This window comes from Vibrio sp. 10N.286.55.E10, from assembly GCF_002872555.1.
Taxonomy (GTDB): Bacteria; Pseudomonadota; Gammaproteobacteria; order Enterobacterales; family Vibrionaceae; genus Vibrio; species Vibrio crassostreae.
Genome location: NZ_MCSD01000012.1, coordinates 1 through 20926, shown reverse-complemented (window position 1 = coordinate 20926; position 20926 = coordinate 1). Strand labels below are relative to the sequence as shown.

At 44.5% G+C, this 20926-nt stretch carries 18 protein-coding genes and 2 tRNA genes; 4 read left to right on the top strand and 16 right to left on the bottom strand.

The features are described from left to right. Nucleotides 1-74: 74 nt before the first annotated feature. The 13 genes from rpsO to rlmE form a co-directional block, all read right to left on the bottom strand. Nucleotides 75-344 (bottom strand): 30S ribosomal protein S15, encoded by a 270-nt coding sequence (gene rpsO, locus BCV39_RS08905; RefSeq protein WP_010436144.1) that lies wholly within the window; start codon nucleotides 342-344, stop codon nucleotides 75-77. A gap of 218 nt (nucleotides 345-562) precedes the next feature. Further along, the gene (gene truB / locus BCV39_RS08900) at nucleotides 563-1516 is read right to left on the bottom strand and encodes a tRNA pseudouridine(55) synthase TruB (protein ID WP_102433384.1); all 954 of its coding nucleotides are present in this window, start codon (nucleotides 1514-1516) and stop codon (nucleotides 563-565) included. Further along, entirely contained in the window at nucleotides 1516-1929 is a 414-nt protein-coding gene (gene rbfA, locus BCV39_RS08895; RefSeq protein WP_017065964.1) for a 30S ribosome-binding factor RbfA, read from the bottom strand. The genes truB and rbfA overlap by 1 nt, the downstream gene beginning before the upstream one ends. 134 nt (nucleotides 1930-2063) lie before the next feature. Further along, on the bottom strand, nucleotides 2064-4754 hold the full coding sequence (infB, locus tag BCV39_RS08890) for a translation initiation factor IF-2 (protein WP_055319587.1): 2691 nt from the start codon (nucleotides 4752-4754) through the stop codon (nucleotides 2064-2066). 22 nt (nucleotides 4755-4776) lie between these two features. Beyond that, the gene (nusA, locus tag BCV39_RS08885; RefSeq protein ID WP_017059230.1) at nucleotides 4777-6264 is read right to left on the bottom strand and encodes a transcription termination factor NusA; all 1488 of its coding nucleotides are present in this window, start codon (nucleotides 6262-6264) and stop codon (nucleotides 4777-4779) included. Between the two features lie 35 nt (nucleotides 6265-6299). Continuing rightward, nucleotides 6300-6755 carry a ribosome maturation factor RimP gene (gene rimP / locus BCV39_RS08880; protein ID WP_004738265.1) on the bottom strand — a complete coding sequence of 152 codons (456 nt, stop codon included), beginning with the start codon at nucleotides 6753-6755 and terminating at the stop codon, nucleotides 6300-6302. A 234-nt stretch (nucleotides 6756-6989) separates the two neighbouring features. Next, nucleotides 6990-7066 (bottom strand) — tRNA-Met (locus tag BCV39_RS08875). A 53-nt stretch (nucleotides 7067-7119) separates the two neighbouring features. Beyond that, nucleotides 7120-7204 (bottom strand) — tRNA-Leu (locus BCV39_RS08870). 16 nt (nucleotides 7205-7220) lie between these two features. Continuing rightward, the gene (secG, locus tag BCV39_RS08865) at nucleotides 7221-7553 is read right to left on the bottom strand and encodes a preprotein translocase subunit SecG (RefSeq protein ID WP_017059392.1); all 333 of its coding nucleotides are present in this window, start codon (nucleotides 7551-7553) and stop codon (nucleotides 7221-7223) included. A 278-nt stretch (nucleotides 7554-7831) separates the two neighbouring features. Then, nucleotides 7832-9172, bottom strand: coding sequence for a phosphoglucosamine mutase (gene glmM, locus BCV39_RS08855; RefSeq protein ID WP_017059393.1), 1341 nt, complete (start codon nucleotides 9170-9172; stop codon nucleotides 7832-7834). A 21-nt stretch (nucleotides 9173-9193) separates the two neighbouring features. Further along, nucleotides 9194-10024: a dihydropteroate synthase gene (gene folP / locus BCV39_RS08850; RefSeq protein WP_102433385.1), complete on the bottom strand. Its 831-nt coding sequence runs from the start codon at nucleotides 10022-10024 to the stop codon at nucleotides 9194-9196. A gap of 88 nt (nucleotides 10025-10112) precedes the next feature. After that, nucleotides 10113-12080 (bottom strand): ATP-dependent zinc metalloprotease FtsH, encoded by a 1968-nt coding sequence (ftsH, locus tag BCV39_RS08845; RefSeq protein ID WP_048658160.1) that lies wholly within the window; start codon nucleotides 12078-12080, stop codon nucleotides 10113-10115. A 107-nt stretch (nucleotides 12081-12187) separates the two neighbouring features. Beyond that, nucleotides 12188-12817 (bottom strand): 23S rRNA (uridine(2552)-2'-O)-methyltransferase RlmE, encoded by a 630-nt coding sequence (rlmE, locus tag BCV39_RS08840; RefSeq protein WP_017059396.1) that lies wholly within the window; start codon nucleotides 12815-12817, stop codon nucleotides 12188-12190. A gap of 114 nt (nucleotides 12818-12931) precedes the next feature. Here rlmE and yhbY point away from each other — a divergent pair, with 114 nt between their 5' ends. After that, the gene (yhbY, locus tag BCV39_RS08835; RefSeq protein WP_004738252.1) at nucleotides 12932-13228 is read left to right on the top strand and encodes a ribosome assembly RNA-binding protein YhbY; all 297 of its coding nucleotides are present in this window, start codon (nucleotides 12932-12934) and stop codon (nucleotides 13226-13228) included. A 126-nt stretch (nucleotides 13229-13354) separates the two neighbouring features. On the opposite strand, the gene greA is transcribed toward yhbY, so the two are convergent. Further along, on the bottom strand, nucleotides 13355-13828 hold the full coding sequence (gene greA / locus BCV39_RS08830) for a transcription elongation factor GreA (RefSeq protein ID WP_102433387.1): 474 nt from the start codon (nucleotides 13826-13828) through the stop codon (nucleotides 13355-13357). 513 nt (nucleotides 13829-14341) lie between these two features. Here greA and BCV39_RS08825 point away from each other — a divergent pair. Together BCV39_RS08825 and dacB are read left to right on the top strand one after the other, a co-directional pair. Next, entirely contained in the window at nucleotides 14342-15394 is a 1053-nt protein-coding gene (locus BCV39_RS08825) for a porin (protein WP_048658162.1), read from the top strand. 112 nt (nucleotides 15395-15506) lie between these two features. Then, nucleotides 15507-16940 carry a serine-type D-Ala-D-Ala carboxypeptidase gene (gene dacB / locus BCV39_RS08820; RefSeq protein ID WP_102431661.1) on the top strand — a complete coding sequence of 478 codons (1434 nt, stop codon included), beginning with the start codon at nucleotides 15507-15509 and terminating at the stop codon, nucleotides 16938-16940. 104 nt (nucleotides 16941-17044) lie between these two features. Here the strand turns inward: dacB and BCV39_RS08815 are convergent, their stop codons facing one another. Both BCV39_RS08815 and tyrS read right to left on the bottom strand, forming a co-directional pair. Then, nucleotides 17045-17890: a magnesium transporter gene (locus BCV39_RS08815; protein ID WP_017068902.1), complete on the bottom strand. Its 846-nt coding sequence runs from the start codon at nucleotides 17888-17890 to the stop codon at nucleotides 17045-17047. A gap of 368 nt (nucleotides 17891-18258) precedes the next feature. Further along, a complete protein-coding gene (gene tyrS / locus BCV39_RS08805; protein ID WP_102431660.1) occupies nucleotides 18259-19446 on the bottom strand; it encodes a tyrosine--tRNA ligase in 1188 nt (395 codons plus the stop codon). A 129-nt stretch (nucleotides 19447-19575) separates the two neighbouring features. On the opposite strand from tyrS, the gene BCV39_RS08800 reads away from it, so the two are divergent. Next, complete coding sequence (locus BCV39_RS08800; RefSeq protein WP_102431659.1) at nucleotides 19576-20865, top strand: peptidoglycan DD-metalloendopeptidase family protein; 1290 nt, start codon at nucleotides 19576-19578, stop codon at nucleotides 20863-20865. Nucleotides 20866-20926 lie beyond the last annotated feature (61 nt).

Below are 20926 nucleotides of genomic sequence, written 5' to 3'. Positions count from 1 at the left end.
AGCATTTTCTTACAGGCACAAAAAAAGGAGCATAAATGCTCCTTTTCTTCAAACTGTCTTTGCAGACATCGCTATTAGCGACGTAGGCCTAGACGCTTGATTAGGTCTTGGTAACGAGCAAGGTTTTTGCCTTTCAAGTAATCAAGAAGCTTACGACGGCTAGAAACCATACGTAGTAGACCACGACGGCTGTGGTGATCGTGTTTGTGCGCTTTGAAGTGACCTTGTAGGTGGTTGATAGAAGCAGTAAGTAGTGCTACTTGTACTTCTGGTGAACCTGTGTCGCCTTCAGATTGTGCGTATTCTGCAACGATTGCTGCTTTAGTTTCTGCATTCAGAGACATAATTCTCTCCTGATAAGAGTAAGTTTATATTTGTAGCAGCCAATCTCTGATTCAGCCGCTACGCGAGCCGAGGATTATAGGGAAGTTTGTCAGTTGGTGCAATAACAATCGAACCCATTAAAAACGAAAAAAGCGAACCACCTATATTAGGCGTTCGCTTTCTGTCTTATTTGCTCACTTTTCAAAACGAACCGCTAAGATTTGATTCGATGTCAGCGCTACGCTTGTGGTTCTTCATCTCTGAAAACAACCAAACGCTTCGGTGCAACTCGGCCATCTTCAGCAATCTGAGCAACGCCGACAAACAGCTTCTCTTCGCCACTTGTCATACGAACCGTGCCTTCAGTTGGCGCACCAGCAACCTGGACGGGCATACCGTGCTGAACAAGGTCAGTCAGTTCCGCGTTCAGGTTTACTTCTGGTAAATCTTCAACGGCAGTGTCCATTGGCATCAGCAGTGGGTCAAGCAGCTCTTTCGGTGCAATTTCTTGCGCCTGTGCTTGCTCTAAGATCTCGTTTAACTGCTCCAAAGTCACCATACGCTCGTATGGGTACTTCGCGACACCTGTACGACGAAGCATGGTCACGTGAGCACCACAACCGAGCATTTCACCAAGATCGTCGGTAATTGTACGGATGTATGTGCCTTTCGAACAATGCACTTCCATTTCAACTTCATCACCTTCAAAGCGAAGCAATTCAATAGAGTACACAGTGATTTTACGAGACTCACGAGGAACCTCGATACCTGCACGCGCGTATTCGTACAAAGGCTTACCTTGATACTTCAATGCCGAAAACATTGATGGTATCTGATCGGTTTCACCCTTGAAGCTCGCAATGCAACGCTCAAGCTGTTCTTTAGTCACGTTGACATCACGTGTCTCTACCACTTCACCATCAGAGTCAGAGGTATTGGTACGCTCACCAAGCTTAGCGATAACAACGTAGCGCTTATCAGAATCTAGAAGAAACTGAGAGAACTTCGTTGCTTCACCAAGACAAATTGGCAGCATGCCAGTCGCAAGAGGATCCAGAGCACCTGTGTGCCCTGCCTTCTCTGCAAAGTAAATACGCTTTACTTTTTGCAGTGCATCATTAGACGAAATGCCTGTCGGCTTATCTAATAGAATTACCCCGTTGATAGGGCGACCTTTACGACGGCGAGCCATTACTCTTCGCCCTTAGACTGAGTTTCGTCAGTGCGGCCAGCTTCTTCTTGCTTACGCTTGTCGTCGTTCAGAACTTCACTTACTAGGTTAGACATACGCATGCCTTCGACTAGTGTGTTGTCATAAGTAAAACGAACTTCAGGCGTTAGGCGGTGGCGAATACGCTTACCAAGAGCCATACGAACTGGCACTTCATGCTCTTTAAGAGCTTTAAGACATGATTCAGGTGTTTGCTCACCAACACATAGGAAAGTCACGAACACTTTTGCGTAAGCAAGGTCACGAGACACTTCTACGTCTGAGATAGTTACCATACCAATACGTGAGTCACGAACTTCACGTTGGAGGATAAGAGCAAGTTCTTTTTGAAGCTGCTGAGACACACGTTGTGTGCGGCTAAATTCTTTTGACATTTTCTTTTCTCACTTAGAAAGATGGGGGGCTTGGTAATTACCAGCCCCCCATGGTGTATTCAACAACCGATTACTTATTACCTTTATTAGTAATGTTAGTAACCTTAGTCAATATGTCGAGTCGTACAGACTGATTAGTCTAGAGTACGTTTAACCTCAACGATTTCGAATACTTCGATCTGGTCACCAACGCGAACGTCGTTGTAGTTCTTAACGCCGACACCACACTCGTAACCGTTCTTAACTTCTTGAACGTCATCTTTAAAGCGACGAAGTGACTCTAGTTCACCTTCGTAGATAACAACGTTTTCACGAAGTACACGGATTGGGTTGCTACGCTTAATCGTACCTTCAGTAACGATACAACCAGCGATTGCACCAAGTTTAGGCGACTTAAATACGTCACGAACTTGTGCAAGACCAATGATCTCTTGACGGAATTCAGGAGCAAGCATACCGCCCATCGCCTGTTTAACTTCGTCAATCAGTTGGTAAATAATTGAGTAGTAACGCAGATCTAGGTTTTCGTTCTGAACCGTGTTACGCGCAGTTGCGTCAGCACGAACGTTGAAACCAAGGATGATAGCGTTAGAAGCTGCTGCAAGAGTTGCATCAGTTTCAGTAATACCACCAACACCAGAACCTACGATGTTCACTTTAACTTCGTCAGTTGACAGCTTCAGTAGAGAGTCAGCAATTGCTTCTACAGAACCTTGAACGTCAGCTTTAAGTACAACGTTAAGTTCAGCAACTTCACCAGCTGTCATGTTCGCGAACATGTTCTCTAGTTTCGCTTTTTGTTGGCGAGCTAGTTTAACATCACGGAATTTACCTTGACGGTAGTTCGCAACTTCACGTGCTTTACGCTCATCACGTACAACAGTCGCTTCGTCACCTGACGCAGGTACGCCAGAAAGACCTAGAATTTCTACAGGGATAGATGGACCTGCAGTTTCGATGTCTCTGCCGTTCTCATCGCGCATTGCACGAACACGGCCGTACTCTTGACCACAAAGAACGATGTCGCCTTTGTTTAGAGTACCAGACTGTACTAGTACTGTTGCAACTGGACCGCGACCTTTATCAAGACGAGATTCAACAACAACACCAGACGCCATGCCTTCTTTAACCGCTGTAAGCTCAAGAACTTCAGACTGAAGAAGGATTGCTTCTAGAAGACCATCGATGTTTGTCCCCTGTTTTGCAGAGATGTGAACGAAGATGTTCTCGCCACCCCATTCTTCAGGGATAACGTCGTATTGAGCTAGCTCATTCTTAACGTTGTCTGGGTTTGCACCCTCTTTATCGATCTTGTTCACAGCAACAATCAGAGGAACGCCTGCCGCTTTCGCGTGCTGGATTGCTTCGATTGTTTGTGGCATTACGCCATCATCTGCTGCAACTACTAGTACAACGATATCTGTCGCTTGAGCACCACGAGCACGCATAGCTGTAAACGCCGCGTGTCCAGGAGTATCAAGGAAAGTGATCATGCCGTTGTCAGTATCTACGTGGTAAGCACCAATGTGCTGCGTGATACCGCCAGCTTCGCCAGAAGCAACGTGTGCTTTACGAATGTAATCAAGTGTTGAAGTTTTACCGTGGTCAACGTGACCCATGATAGTAACAACAGGAGCACGACCTTCAGCGATAGCATCGCTATCACGGTCAGCTAGTACTGCTTCTTCAAGTTCGTTTTCTTTACGCAGGATTACCTTGTGACCCATTTCTTCAGCAACAAGTTGTGCTGTTTCTTGGTCGATCACTTGGTTGATAGTCGCCATAGCGCCCATCTTCATCATTACTTTGATAACTTCAGTTGCTTTAACTGACATTTTGCTCGCCAGTTCAGAAACAACGATAGTTTCGCCGATAGCAACGTCAGATTTAGCAACAGTCGCTGACTTATCGAAGCCTTGCTGCATTGAAGTTGGTTTAGCAAGCTTACCTTTACCGCCACGACCACGTTGGTTACGACCACCACGGTTGTTTGCAGGTTGGTTAGCAGGAGCTGCTTTCTTCTTGCGACGACGAGGTGCTTTCTCATCTTTCTTATCTGCCGCATCTTCAGCTTCACGAGCGTAAGTAGAAGTAGTCACATGGTAATCCGCAGATTTCTCTTGCTCTTTCTTCTTCTTCTCTTCTTCAGACCAACGTTCTTGGTTCTCTTCTGCTAACTTACGAGCTTCTTCAACAAGCTTAGCTGCTTCAGCTTCTGCTTTACGAGTTGCTTCTAGCTCTTGACGAGCTTTAAGTTCATCCGCTTCTTTTTTCGCTTGTGCGTTAGCGTCTGCATTTTTTGAATTCATGTCTTTTTTAGCCTTTTCAGCTTGTGCGCGTTGAGCCTTCTCTTCAGCTTCACGTTTTGCATCCGCTTCACGTGTTACTTTTTCTTCGGCTTCGCGCTGTGCTTTCTCTGCAGCATCACGTTTCGCTTGCTCTTCAGCATCGCGTTGTGCTTTCTCTTCCGCTTCACGATTAGCCGCTTCCTCAGCTTCACGTTTCGCTTCATCTTCAATAGTGCTGCGCTTCACGTAAGTACGTTTTTTACGTACCTCTACTTGAACATCCTTACTCTTACCGCCTCCAGCGGCAACACTTAGCGTGCTGCGGGTCTTGCGTTGAAGAGTTAAACGAGTCGGTTCTGTTTCACCAGAAGTATCGCCGTGCTCCTTTTTAAGGTGCGTTAGCAATGTTTGCTTCTCTGAATCAGTCACTTGATCCGACCCTGATTTCTTCATGCCTGCATCAGCAAGTTGTTCAATTAAGCGGTCAACTGGCGTACCAATCTCTTCACTCAGTGCTTTAACTGTTAATTGTGTCATACCGCTTTCTCTCCTTGCTGAATTATTCTTCGTCGCCGAACCAACAGATGTTACGCGCAGCCATAATTAGCTCGCCTGCGCGCTCTGCAGTTAGGTCTTCGATGCCTTCTAGTTCATCAACGCCTTGGTCAGCTAGGTCTTCCAATGTCGCAACGCCTTTTGCTGCTAGCTTGTAAGCCATTTCACGCTCAAGACCTTCAAGTGCAAGTAAGTCTTCAGCAGGCTCAACACCATCGAAAGTTTCTTCTTTCGCTAGCGCTAGAGTAGTCAGTGCGTCTTTCGCGCGGTTACGTAGTTCTTCAACGATACCTTCATCTAGACCATCTACTTCAAGAAGCTCGTTCACAGGAACGTATGCTACTTCTTCAAGCGTAGAGAAGCCTTCTTCAACAAGCATTTGAGCAAAGTCTTCTTCAATGTCTAGGTGCTTCATGAAGTTTTCAATAGAAGCAACTGCTTCTTCTTGGTGCTTCTTCTCAAGGTCAGCAACAGTCATTACGTTCAGTTCCCAACCAGTAAGTTGAGAAGCTAGACGTACGTTTTGACCGCTACGACCGATAGCTTGTGCTAGGTTATCCGCTTCAACAGCGATATCCATAGAGTGTGCGTCTTCATCAACGATGATTGAAGCAACATCAGCAGGAGCCATTGCGTTGATTACGAATTGAGCCGGGTTATCATCCCAAAGAACGATATCAATACGCTCACCGCCAAGATCGTTAGAAACAGCTTGCACACGTGCACCACGCATACCAACACACGCACCAACTGGGTCAATACGTTTGTCGTTTGTTTTCACAGCGATTTTAGCACGAGAACCCGCGTCACGTGCAGCACCTTTAAGTTCAATTAGCTCTTCACCAATCTCAGGCACTTCAACACGGAATAGTTCAGCTAGCATTTCTGGCTTCGAACGAGTAACGAAAAGCTGGAAACCGCGAGCTTCTGGTTTAACTGCGTAAAGAAGACCACGAACACGGTCACCTGGACGGAAGTTTTCACGAGGAAGTTGGTCATCACGAAGGATTACCGCTTCAGCGTTGTTACCTAGGTCTAGGATAATAGTGTCACGGTTAACTTTCTTAACTGCACCAGTTACTAGCTCACCTTCGTTATCAATAAACTGTTCAACGATTTGAGCGCGTTCAGCTTCACGTACTTTCTGTACGATAACTTGCTTAGCCGTTTGAGTGGTAATACGGTCAAACGTTACTGATTCGATGTCATCTTCAATGAAACCGCCAAGTTCGATCTCTGGGTCATCGTACTTTGCAGCTTCAATAGAGATTTCTTTTGTTGGGAATTCAACTTCCTCAACAGCTTCCCAACGACGGAAAGTTTCGAAATCACCCGTTTTACGGTCGATTTCAACACGAACTTCAATTTCTAGTTCGCTTTTCTTTTTTGTTGCCGTTGCAAGCGCGATTTCAAGCGCTTCAAAAATACGCTCACGAGGAACTGCTTTCTCATTAGAAACAGCTTCTACTACCGCCAAAATTTCTTTGTTCATTAATCTAGCCTCTTAAGCTCTTCTCTCTAGGAGAACTAAAATTTAGGGATCAGGTTAGCTTTCGCAATATTGCTCAGGACGAATTCTTCTTCTTGTCCTTCAACCAATACTTTCACTGTCTCGCCTTCGATAGATTGGATATCACCTTTCCATTTACGACGGTTGCCGACAGCCATTTTCAAAACGATGCTTACCTCGTGACCAATAAATTGTTGGTAATGCTCTGCTTTGAACAGTGGTCTCTCTAAACCTGGTGAAGACACTTCAAGGTTATAAGCCACTGAAATTGGATCTTCAACGTCCATTACGGCACTTACTTGGTGACTAACTTCAGCGCAATCATCTACATTGATACCGTTTGGTGAATCGATGTAAATACGTAGCGTTGAGTGCTCACCAGCACGAATAAATTCTAATCCAACTAACTCATAACCTGATGCTGCTACTGGAGCGTCAAGCATTTCAGTAAGTTGTCTTTCTAAACCAGTCATTTAACCACTCCAGAAACAAAAAAAGGGCTCAAAGCCCAATTTAAATTCCAAGCAAACATTATCTAAGCGCATTTATAAATGCTTAGATAACAAAAAACCCCGTATAAGCCGGGGTTTTTGTTGCTGGACCCTTATATGTTAAGTGCCATCACATTCGATATCACACTTAACTCACAGTGAGGTTCACACTGTGCAAACTTGCTACCAATACAAGCTATATAATAGCATTGAAATTGGTTGCGGGAGCCGGATTTGAACCGACGACCTTCGGGTTATGAGCCCGACGAGCTACCAAACTGCTCCATCCCGCGTCCGACTTGCGAGCATTATACGCCCAACAAGATGTTTTACAAGTTTGTAAACATGGTGCCGAGAGAGGGACTCGAACCCTCACACCCTAAGGCACTAGCACCTCATGCTAGCGTGTCTACCAATTTCACCATCTCGGCATCAAATCTTTACAGATTATTGTGGAATTTCGTCGCCTTGCGCCGGAACTTCACTCACTGCATCATCAGCTTGTTGAATTACCTGACCTTGAGTCGGGTCAATCCATTGTGACTCAGTTTTATGTGTAGACATATTACCAAGCACTAAGCTAAGGATAAAAAATGTAGTTGCAAAAATTGCAGTCATTCGGGTAAGGAAATTTCCTGAGCCACCAGCACCAAACACAGTGTTTGAAGCGCCAGCACCGAAAGAGGCTCCCATATCTGCGCCTTTACCTTGTTGAATCAACACTAGGCCAATTACACCAAGCGCTGCCAACAGGTAAATCACAAGTAGAACTGTAAACATTTTTCCACCTATGTTCCTAATTGTTGAGCCAGCGCCGTTCAAAAAACTATTTTTAAGAACAAGGCTAGCGACCTCCTAACTGAAGGCCGAGCAATACTAGCGAATGCGACGATGGCTGACAAGGAGAATTTGCTAAAAAATAAGCCTTTACCAAGTGAATGGTCAAAAAAAGGTCAAAAGCGGCACAAAACTCATTTACGTCTCTTTTGACCGTTATATAAGTCAATCACTTCTAATCACAGGCGCTATTCATTGCGCCTGTTTAGTAAAAGGTTAAATTAGCAGTTTGCTTTTACTGCATCGGCAATCTTAAGCGCGGATGCTTGAACAAGCTCAGCATCTTCGCCTTCAACCATCACACGCAATAGTGGCTCTGTACCAGACTTACGTAATAGCACACGACCTTTCTCGCCAAGTTCAGCTTCAACTTCAACAACAGCTGCTTTTACTGCTTCTGCTTCTAGTGGGTTTGAGTCTCCACTGAAACGAACGTTTTCTAGAACTTGCGGGTACAACGTCATGCCCTGAGACAGCTCATTCAGAGTCATTTCGCTATCAACAACTGAAGCCAATACTTGCAGCGCAGCAACGATAGCATCACCCGTCGTTACTTTATCTAATAGGATAACGTGACCCGAGTTCTCTGCTCCAATCTTCCAGCCTTTAGCAAGAAGTTGCTCCATTACGTAACGGTCACCAACTGCAGCACGAACAAACGGAATACCTAACTGCTTAAGGCCATTTTCCATACCCAGGTTGGTCATTAGTGTACCAACAACACCACCTTTCAACTCACCACGACGCAGTGCATCGCGTGCAATGATGTAAGCGATTTGGTCACCATCAACTTTGTTGCCTAGCTCGTCAACCATGATGATACGGTCGCCGTCACCATCAAAGCCCAGACCTAATGCCGCTTTTTCTTCAAGCACTTTAGCTTGCAGAGCACGTACATCCGTCGCGCCTACTTCGTGGTTGATGTTAGTACCATTTGGCTCAACACCAATAGCCACAACCTCAGCACCCAGCTCTTTAAATACAGCAGGCGCAATGTGGTAAGTGGCACCATGGGCACAATCGATAACGATCTTCATGCCAGCTAATGTCATTTTATGTGGGAACGTACTTTTACAGAACTCGATGTAACGGCCAGCGGCATCGTTCAAACGTACTGCTTTGCCTAGCTCCGAAGAATCAACGCATTCAATGTCTTTGTCCAGTTCAGCTTCAATCGCCAACTCGATATCGTCCGGTAGCTTTGTTCCCTCAGAAGAGAAGAACTTAATACCGTTATCGTAGTAAGGGTTGTGTGATGCTGAGATAACAATACCAGCTTCAGCGCGGAACGTTTGTGTTAGGTAAGCCACGGCTGGTGTTGGCATTGGGCCAGTAAAAGTAGCCTGAAGACCCGCAGCAGCGAGACCAGCTTCTAGAGCAGACTCCAGCATGTAGCCAGAGATACGGGTGTCTTTACCAATGATGACTTTCTTAGTGCCCTGTTTCGCAAGAACACGACCCGCAGCCCAGCCAAGCTTCAGAACAAAATCAGGTGTAATCGGGTATTGGCCAACTTTGCCACGTACACCATCTGTGCCGAAGTAACGTCTCTTATCAGACATATTGATTTTCCTTAATTATGATTAGTGATTGTTATTCATCACTTCGATTATCTTCATCGCTTCCAATGTATCTTCAACATCGTGAACGCGAATAATTTGTGCACCTTTGATTGCAGCGATGGTAGCGCAAGTGACGCTAGCAACCATGCAATCTGCTGGAGCTTTGTCTAGTAGCTTAAAGATCATAGACTTTCTCGACATCCCCGCTAAGACTGGCAACCCAAGCCTGTGAAATTTTTCAAGGTGCGCTAATAGGTGGTAATTATGCTCAATGGTTTTACCAAAACCAAAACCAGGATCCAAAATCAGCTGATCTTTTGGTATGCCAACAGCCTCACACGCTTCTACCCTTTCTTTTAAGAACGCTTCAACATCCGTTAGGACATCATCGTAATTTGGGTTGGCTTGCATGGTTCTTGGCTGACCTTTCATGTGCATCAGGCAAACTGGCACATTAGCATCGGCGGCTGCCTCTAGAGCTCCGGGCTCTTGCAATGCGCGCACATCATTGATCAAATCAGCCCCTGCTTCAACGGCTTGGCGCATCACTTCAGCTTTACTGGTATCAATAGAGATCCACACATCGAACTTGGCGCGAATTGCTTTAATGGCAGGTATAACGCGAGCGAGCTCTTCTTCTAAAGATACGTCAGGTGCTCCCGGGCGAGTTGACTCACCACCAATGTCAATAATGCTAACACCTGCTTGAATCATTCGCTCTGCTTGCAGTAAAGCATTATCTAATGAATTGAATTTCCCGCCATCAGAGAAAGAGTCAGGCGTAACATTGAGGATACCCATCACATGTGGGCGGTCTAAAACGAGCGTTTTATTATGTGCTTTTAATATCATGGAAGGTGGGTCTTAAAGGTAAAAACATCTTGGGCTATAAACAGAAAAACCCTGAGCGTACTCAGGGTTTTAATTTAAAGCCTAGTGATTAAGAATCTTTGTTTTGAGCATCATCTGATTCAGACTTAACTTCTTCAACTTGCGACTCTTCAGCTTTTGGTTCGGCTGCTGCTTCTTCTGATTTCGCTTCAGGTTTAGCTTCTTCCTTTGCAGGTTCTGCTTTCGCCTGATCACCCCAACCAGCTGGCTCACGAATGTCGTCTTTACGTTCCATCAAGTCATCAATCTGACCTGCATCAATCGTTTCAAACTTCATTAGCGCGTCTTTCATCGAGTGCATGATATCCATGTTCTCTTCAAGAATTTGCTTCGCACGAGCATAGTTGCGGTCGATTAGAATACGAATTTCTTCATCGATCAGCTTAGTCGTATCGTCAGAAACATGTTTCGCTTGGCTCATACCGCGACCTAGGAAAACTTCGCCTTCTTCTTCAGCATATAGAAGAGGACCCAGTTTTTCTGAGAAGCCCCACTGCGTTACCATCTTACGAGCAATATCAGTTGCACGTTCGATATCGTTAGACGCACCAGTCGAAACTTTGTCTTTACCGTAGATAAGTTCTTCAGCAAGACGACCACCGTACAAACTAGAGATCATTGATTCTAGATGTTGGCGAGACATGCTTACGCGGTCTTGCTCAGGTAGGTACATAGTTACACCAAGCGCACGACCACGTGGAATGATTGAAACCTTGTACACTGGATCGTGTTCAGGCACCAAGCGACCAACAATTGCGTGACCCGCTTCGTGGTAAGCCGTTGACTCTTTCACTTCTTCAGACATCACCATTGAACGGCGCTCTGCACCCATCATGATTTTGTCTTTAGCTAGTTCGAACTCAACCATAGATACATTACGCTTGTTACCACGAGCAGCAAACAGCGCCGCTTCGTTCACAAGGTTCGCAAGATCTGCACCAGAGAAACCTGGAGTACCACGAGCAATCAGAGATGGTTCAACATCACCCGATAGTGGCACTTTACGCATGTGTACTTTAAGAATCTGTTCACGACCACGTACATCTGGTAGACCAACCACAACTTGACGGTCAAAACGACCAGGACGAAGTAATGCAGGGTCTAGTACGTCTGGACGGTTAGTCGCAGCGATAACGATAATACCTTCGTTACCTTCGAAACCATCCATCTCAACCAGCATTTGGTTCAGTGTTTGTTCACGTTCATCGTGACCACCACCAACACCAGCGCCACGTTGACGACCTACAGCATCGATTTCATCGATAAAGATGATACAAGGTGCCGCTTTCTTCGCTTGTTCGAACATGTCACGCACACGAGATGCACCAACACCAACAAACATTTCAACGAAGTCAGAACCAGAGATAGTAAAGAACGGTACTTTCGCTTCACCGGCAATCGCTTTTGCAAGCAATGTTTTACCCGTACCAGGAGGACCAACCAACAAGATACCTGTCGGGATCTTACCACCTAGCTTTTGGAAGCGGCTTGGGTCACGAAGGTAATCCACAAGCTCTTTCACGTCTTCTTTTGCTTCGTCACAACCAGCAACATCAGCAAACATCGTTTTGATTTGTTCTTCGCTCATCATTCGAGCTTTACTCTTACCGAAAGACATCGCGCCTTTACCGCCGCCGCCGCCTTGCATTTGACGCATGAAGAAAATCCATACACCAATCAGTAAGATCATAGGGAACCATGAGATGAAGATAGTGCCAAGCAGGCTCTGTTCTTCAGGTGGTGTACCCTGAACTTTTACGTTTTGATTAATTAAGTCATCAAGTAGCTTTTGATCATAAACAGGCATGTAAGTTACATACTTAGAGCCACCACCACGACGTGTGAAAGTGATTTCGCTGTTATTGAACTGTGCGTCTTGAATCTGGCCTTGGCCAACTTCCTGTACAAACGTGGTGTAATCTACTGCTCTGCCGTTACTTTCCCCAGGGCCAAAGCTCTGGAATACCGACATCAACACTACCGCGATAACAAGCCACAGAATTAAATTTTTTGCCATGTCACTCAAGGTGTAAGCCTCTCGATAACTAATTGTAATTAAAGGTAGGGTACTACAGTTTGTAACCTGTAGCCATGTTGTTAACTCTCACTATTGGAAGAGAATCGTTAACCTTTGTAACCAGTGGCTACGATAAACACTTCACGAGATCGAGCTCGAGAAGAGTCGGGTTTTCTAACTTTTACTGTTTTAAACATCTCGCGGACGTCCTTAACGTATTGGTCAAACCCTTCGCCTTGGAATACTTTTACAACAAAACTACCATTGGTAGCTAGAACTTGTCGACACATATCCAAAGCTAATTCAACTAAATACATAGCTCTTGGCTGATCCACAGAATTGTTGCCTGCTATATTAGGTGCCATATCTGACATCACGACATCAACCATGTTTGGTTGTATACGCTCCAACAAGGCATCTAGCACAGCTTCTTCGCGGAAATCGCCTTGTAAAAAGCTAACGCCAGCAATCGGGTCCATTGGTAACAAGTCACACGCAATGATTTGTCCGTTGTCTCCAACAATCTTAGCAGCATATTGAGACCAACCGCCAGGTGCTGCACCCAAATCCACAATGGTCATCCCAGGAGACAGCAATTTATCTTTCGTTTGAATCTCTTCCATTTTGAAATAAGCACGTGAACGATAGCCTTTCTTTCTTGCTTCATTTGCGTACTTGTCGTCGAAGTGTTCCTTCAACCAACGGCCTGAACTGGCCGAGTGTTTCTGTTTGCTCATTGGATACCTAAATTGGAGGAAAGTACTAATTGCTGAATAAATTATAGTCTTCAGCTTTAGATGGCGTTAAAATAGGTTTTTTCAACCCTAATAGTAAAGAAAATTGGCCGCGTAATGAACCTAAGTACCAAACAAAAGCAGCATCTAAAGGGCCTAGCTCACAGTTTAAAACCTGTTGTGCTAATGGGCGCAAATGGACTTACTGAAGCTGTTCTAGCGGAAATCGAATTAGCTCTAGACCACCACGAACTGATCAAGATTAAAGTTGCATCAGAAGACCGTGAGACTAAGCAACTGATTATCGATGCAATTGTACGTGAAACTAAAGCTGAGAAAGTACAGACTATCGGTAAAGTTCTAGTACTGTTCCGTCAGTCAGAAGCACGTAAAATCGAGATTCCACGTAAATAAGCGAGCTTAATATAAGCTAACTTCACTAAATAGGAAGCCACAGCGCTTATCTTTTAGTGTAGCGTGAGAAACGAAAAAGGTCGCATTTAGCGACCTTTTTACTTATTAGAAACAAAGAAAATTCAATTAGATATATTCTACTTTGTCGATTTCGAAATCTTTGTCGCCACCTGGGGTAGAGATCATAACTTCGTCACCTTCCATTTTACCGATAAGGCCGCGAGCAATTGGCGATTTCACAGAAATACGACCCGTTTTGATGTCTGCTTCGTCTTCTGAAACGATTTGGTAGCGGTACTCTTCGTCTGTATCCACATCGATTAGCGTCACTGTCGTACCAAAGATAATCTTGCCCGTATTATCCATTTGCGTTACATCGATGATCTGAGCCAGTGATAACTTATATTCAATATCACGGATCTGAGCTTCACAAATACCCTGCTCTTCACGAGCGGCGTGGTATTCAGCATTCTCTTTCAGATCACCTAGTTCACGTGCTTCACCAATAGCTGCTGAGATAACAGGGCGTAGCTTAAGTAGGCGATCTAATTCGTCACGTAGCTGCTGAGCGCCACGTACTGTCATTGGAACCTTTTCCATTTTTTACCTCTATGCCAAAGCTTTCTTTGGCCAACATAAATACACCCAACATAGTTATTAGGTGATAGAAACAAAACGATTTGGCTTAGTGTAAACAAACTTTATGGCTAAATCACCTTTATTCCACTTTGCGTTATAAAAGCTTTATCTAGGTCTAAATTACAGACATCACAAAAATGAATAATAACCTCCCCATCAATAAGCCCAGAAACAAATACCTAAAAAAACAAAAAACAAACAAAATAAACACAGATCACACTTTTGTAAAAATCAATTTAAAACATAAACTTAAATAACAAGAGATATAATAAAACAGTGTTCATTTTTTAGTTTTATATCATTTTACTAACTGACTATGGAACTTTAGAGGTAAAAAGTAACCCATGGATTGCACTGGCATTTTTCAGACTTCTGTTCTAATCATGGTTATGAAGCCTGATTAATACAGGCAATACACAAAAGGGTTCAAATCCTTGATAAAACTTCTATGGACAGTAATTAGGAAATAATAACATGAACAAGACTATGATTGCGCTTGCTGTATCTGCTGCAGCTCTTGCTACTAACGCAGTGGCAGCCGACGGTAAACAAGCTGGTGGTATTGACGGTACTTCTGTATACAGCTCAAACGGCACTTCTCTAGAGATCGGTGGTCGTGCGGAAGCTCGTCTATCTCTAAAAGACGGCAAAGCTGAAGACAAAACACGTGTACGTCTTAACTTCCTAGGTAAAGTGGAAATCCAAGACGGCCTATACGGTGTTGGTTTCTACGAAGGCGAATTCACAACTGCTGAAAACGGCGGTTCTACTGATAACAACGACGGTGACATTACTAACCGTTACACGTACGCTGGTATCGGCGGTGCATTCGGTGAAGTGACTTACGGTAAAAACGACGGTGCACTAGGTGTAATCACAGACTTTACCGATATCATGTCTTACCACGGTAACTCTGCGGCGATGAAAATTGCTGTAGCAGATCGTTCAGACAACATGGTTTCTTACAAAGGTCAATTCCAAGACCTAAGCGTTAAAGCAAGCTACCGTTTTGCTGACCGCACAGAAAACAAAGTTGGCGACACTGTAATTTCTTACGATGATAATGATGCAGATGGTTACTCTCTATCTGGTATCTACGCTATCGGTGACTCTGGCTTCAAGCTAGGTGCTGGTTACGCTGATCAAGACGAGCAAAACGAGTACATGCTAGCGGCTTCTTACCGCACTGACGCTCTATACTTTGCTGGTACATTCACAGACGGTGAGCTAGCGAAAGATAACGGTGATTACACTGGTTACGAATTCGCAACAGCATACACACTAGAAAAAACTGCATTCACGCTAACGTACAACAACGCAGAAACAAACGGCGACACATCTGCTGACAACGTTGCTATCGATGCGACTTACTACTTCAAGCCTAACTTCCGTACGTACATCTCGTACAACTTCAACCTAATCTCTGAAGGTGACAAGTTCGGTACAGCAGGCATTCCAGCTAACTTCGGTGCAACTAAAGCACAAGCTGAAGACGAGCTAGCTCTAGGTCTACGTTACGACTTCTAATTCTGATTATCTAATTGATTAATTAGTTAATTGAGAATCAAAACGCCCGCTAGATAGCGGGCGTTTTTTTATATCTGTATACTGAAAACATCAGCCATCCAAGAAATCTTCTATGCGCCTTCTATCCACACTACTTGTATGTAGTTTTTCCATTAGCGCTTTCTCAGTTAACGCTTTCGCTTACCCCCCTCTAAATAAACTGCCTGATGGCAGTAGCACCAGTGTAATTTTGGAATCCCTGAAAGGCGATTCAAACAAAATGAATTCCAACAGTGATGGCTTCTATCCCCCCGCTAGTACTTTAAAGCTGGTGACAGCGTTGGCGGCTAAGTTGGAGTTAGGGGATGACTTTCACTACACGACCAGCATTGCTCGTTCTGGGAATGACTCTATCATTTCATTTAGTGGCGACCCAACCTTGCAACGAGAACAGCTTAAAAGCCTTTTAGCTCAATACGCTAAGTCTCAATCCAGAGCCATCAAAGGCAACTTATACCTCGATAACTCGGCTTATACCGGCTATCAGCGAGCCGTTGGTTGGCCTTGGGACATTCTAGGCGTTTGTTACAGCGCGCCTTCTAGTGCAATGACCTTAGACAGTAACTGCGCACAAGCCTCTATTTATACAAAAGATAACGGCAGCACTCGCGTCTATATTCCAACCCATTACCCAATCGACGTGACAACCAATGCAGCCACTGTGACGCGCTCAGGACAAAAAGCCACACAGTGCGACTTAGAGCTCATCACCACACCAAACAACTCGTACACGCTATCTGGTTGCTTAGTGGAACGTAAGAAGCCATTACCACTAAAGTTCGCTATTCAAAATCCTGAGCTTTACACCTCTCAAGTGGTGAGATCACTACTTAAAGAGCTGAAAATACAAGTAAAGGGGGATGTGATCATTGGAACTAAGGAAAGCACAAACAAGACGACGTTAGTGGCTAGCCATCACTCAGAAAAGCTTCCTGAACTGCTCGATATCATGCTCAAGAAGTCAGATAACCTTATCGCAGATAATCTAACTAAAACGCTAGGAGCCACATTTTATGTTCAACCAGGCAGTTTCAATAACGGTACTGAAGCGATAAAGCAGATATTGCTGACCAAGGCTAATATTGACCTCAGTAAAGCGCAGCTCGTCGATGGTTCAGGGCTATCTAGAAATAACCGAATGAGGTCACAGACCATGGCTCAAGTGCTTCGTTATATCTGGGAAAACGATCAACAGCTCAACCTAATTGAGGCTATGCCTACATCAGGCACTGATGGAACGCTCAAATACCGTCAAAGCATGAGAAAAGCACCGATTCAAGGCAACATCACAGCCAAAAGTGGTTCTTTGTACGGAACGTACAACATGGCGGGATATGGTTTAGATGAGTCCGGGAAACCAAACTCTTTGTTTGTGCAGTTTATTCGTGATTACTTCCCTGAAGAGCAAGATCCAGACAGACCGGTAGAGGCTCCAATCACCCAGTTTGAGCGTGCTTTCTACAAAGATGTAGTTGAGTTCAGTCAAACACAAAGCAAATCGAAGTAATGTTTGGCTCTTTGTAAACCTCTACCTAAAAAATGGCGCTGAAGACCTTCAATCTTCAGCGCCATTTTTATTTCTCAGATGTATTTAGCTATTTTTATCAGCTTTTAAGCAATTCCTAGGAATGAGTTCACGACAGTGAAATAGATCCACATTCCTGAGATATCAACTATCGAAGCAAGCACTGGACTCACTAACACCGCTGGATCCAGCTTGAATAGCCTAGCAACGATCGGTAACCCTCCGCCGAGCACAGTTGATATGGTCACCTGAATAAACAGCGCTACCGCAATCGCTAACGCAATCATGTTGATGTCATAGCCACCTGTCGATTGGTTTTCGCTAAATAGCAGAATACGTCCAATCATCACCACAGCAATAGCTAAAGCCAAACAAATAGCGACTCTAAACTCTTTCCACAGAACGTTAGCCCATTGGCGTTTTTTTAACTCACCTGTGGCTAAGGCTCTGATAACCAAAGTCGCAGCTTGTGTCCCGGTATTACCACCAGCTGCAGCAATTACCGGCATGTAGATAGCCAAAAGTACCAACTGACTGAGAATGTCTTCATATTGAGCGATGATAAGCCCTGAGACGATGCCCAATAGTGCTAACGCAATAATCCAACCGATACGCTGTCTAACGTGGCTCATGACGCCAGTAGAAAGATAGCCCTGCTGAGGTTCTACCTCTGAGTAAATCAGCCCTAGTTGGTGAGCTAGATGTCGAGAGCGCTTCTCAAAGCCCTGCTCTTCTAGCTCACTAAGTAAAGTCTGAATCGTACTAAGAGAGCATTGCCCCAGCACTAACACCGCATCTTCGAGCGGCATTCGGTTCAAAAGGTTAATTTGTTGTTCACGTCCGTACTGTTGAAATGCATTCGACACAGCTTGGATGTCTTGCTCTGAGTACAGAGCTTCAATAGATAAAAAAGTGTTGTTCATTACCGTCATGGCGAATCTCCCGATTGGCAAAGGTAACGACCATCAAAACAAATAGCATAGATTTATAGATTTATGCGCACCAAGAGCTGAAAGCTACTGGTGTGTCTACTTGTTAGAATCTAGTGTGTGGAAAAGAATGAGGGGGAAAAACAAAGATACCCTACCTGAACGGCAGGACAATAGATCAATACCGAGACAGGTTATTCTTCTCCATTCAAACTAGGAGGATGGTCGGTATTGTTCATAAAAATCTCCAGAATTACTGTCAATTTGACAGCGCGCATAGTGTAGCAATAGGCGTTTCAAAGTTTCGTCAACTTTCGGTCAATAAAAAAGGCATCCGTGGATGCCTTTGGCTCAATCATTGATGTGCATTATTACTTAATAGTAATACGAGCAAACTTACGCTTACCTACTTGGTAAACGGCAGTACCTGCTTCAGGTACGAATTTGCTGTCTTCAATCTTCTCGCCTTCAAGCTTAGCCGCGCCTTGCTTGATCATACGCATCGCATCAGAAGTCGAGTTTACAAGACCTGCTTCTTTTAGAACGTTCGCAATTGGCAGGCCAGCTTCGAATTCGAATTCTGGCATTTCATCAGGAACTTGGTTCTTAGCAAAACGGTTAACGAACTCTTGCTCTGCTGCATCAGCATCTGCTTCGCTATGGAAACGCGCGATGATCTCTTTAGCAAGAAGTACTTTAACGTCACGCGGGTTCTTACCTGCATCAACGCCAGCTTTCAGTTCCGCAACTTCTTCAAGAGGACGGAAAGACAGCAGCTCGTAGTAGCTCCACATCAGATCGTCAGAGATAGACATGATTTTACCAAACATCTCGCTTGGTGCTTCGCTGATACCTATGTAGTTGTGCGCAGACTTAGACATCTTCTTAACGCCGTCTAGACCAACAAGTAGTGGCATCATCAGTACCGCTTGTGGTTTTTGACCTGACGCTTTTTGCAGTTCACGACCCATTAGAAGGTTAAACTTCTGGTCAGTACCGCCAAGCTCAACGTCGCTCTCTAGTGCAACAGAGTCGTGACCTTGTAGAAGTGGGTACATGAATTCGTGGATTGCGATCGGTTGACCACCAGCATAACGCTTTTTGAAGTCATCACGCTCAAGCATACGAGCAACAGTTTGGTTAGAAGCAAGACGAATCATGCCTTCAGCGCCAAGCTCAGATAGCCATTCAGAGTTGAAACGAATTTGCGTTTTCGCAGGATCTAGAATCTTGAATACTTGTTCTTTGTAAGTTTCAGCATTCTTCAATACGTCTTCACGGCTTAGCGGTGGACGCGTTGAGTTCTTACCTGATGGGTCACCAACCATTGCAGTGAAATCACCAATAAGGAATGTCACTTCATGACCAAGCTCTTGGAAAGCACGAAGCTTGTTAAAGATAACCGTATGGCCTAGGTGGATATCTGGAGCTGTTGGATCGGCACCCAGCTTAATGCGTAAAGGACGACCTTCTTTTAGTTTTGCAATCAGTTCGTCTTCTGGAATCAGTTCTTCTACGCCACGTTTGATCTCGGCTAGTGCAGCTTCAATACTCGCCATTCTTGTTCACTCCCACAGATTTGGCAAAAATACATTAATTAGACATCTTACTTGAATAGCGATGTATTTTGAAACCAGTTACACTATTCCGTCGTCGATTTTCATAATATTTACAGAACGAACCGGAACATGTTGTCTATTTTTGCACGCCTTCCTATTTTGCACCGGGCTTTTATCGCATTTTTTAGTGCCATAATTTTCGTCGCGATTTTCTTACTCCCCGACGTCAACAGTTTGCGTGACGATTCGGGCGCTTTAGTTGTGGGAAAACATTATCCACTGACTATTGATGCATCTGCGCTTGTTAGCTCAAGTGACGCACCACCAACGGCAGTACTCAATTGGGAAAAATACACCGTTCGTTCAGGCGAAAGTACCTCTGTTTTATTCGAGCGTATTGGCCTTTCATACCGCCTGCTGATCACGCTACTCAATACCAATAATGATATTAAGAAGCAGTTGTCTAATCTAAGGCCTGGCGATGTCTTGCAATTTGGCTTCGATGAAAACAACGACCTTATTCAGTTAAAGCGACAACTTAGTGCGTTTGAAAGCTTCAAGATCACTAAGTCTGGCGATTCTTTCTCCTCTAGCTTCGACAAAAAAGAAGTGGCATACCAATACAACTATGCCGAAGCTAATATCACCTCTAATTTCTGGAACGCTGGTGTAAGCGCAGGTTTAACCGCAAACCAAATTATGGAACTGGCAGGTATCTTTGGTTGGGATATCGACTTTGCATTGGATATTCGTAAGAACGACAGCTTTAAAATCTTATACCAAGAGAAAGTGGTTGAAGGCGAAGTGATTGGTCGTGGCAAGATCATGGCGGCAGTGTTCAAAAACCAAGGTGATTCATTTACCGCGGTATTGGACGATAAAACTGGTAACTACTACGACGAAAATGGTCGTGCGATGAAGAAAGCGTTCTTGCGCTCACCAATTGATTTTCGTCGCGTAACATCGAACTTTAATCCTACCAGAAGACACCCAGTAACAGGTAAGGTTCGAGCTCACCGCGGCACTGACTATGCTGCCCCTGTTGGCACTCCGATTTGGGCGGCAGGTGACGGTATTGTTCAAAAGTCGGGTTACAACCAATTCAATGGTAACTACGTGTTTATCCGCCACAGCAACACCTACATTACCAAGTACCTGCACATGAAGCGACGTATGGTGAAAACTGGTCAGCGCGTAAAACAAGGCCAAACCATTGGTACTTTGGGTGGAACAGGTCGTGTAACTGGCCCGCATTTACACTATGAATTCTTAGTCAATGGCGTGCATAAAAATGCGCGTACCGTGAAGTTGCCTCAATCAAAATCGTTAACGGGTAAAGCAAAAGCAACATTTATTGCGAACTCAGAGATTCGACTAAATAACCTTGAGCGATACGGTCAGTTACTCGCAACCAATTAGGTTGATAGCCATATAAACCAACGAAAAGAGCGCCCACCAAGGCGTAATGCCAGTCAGTTAA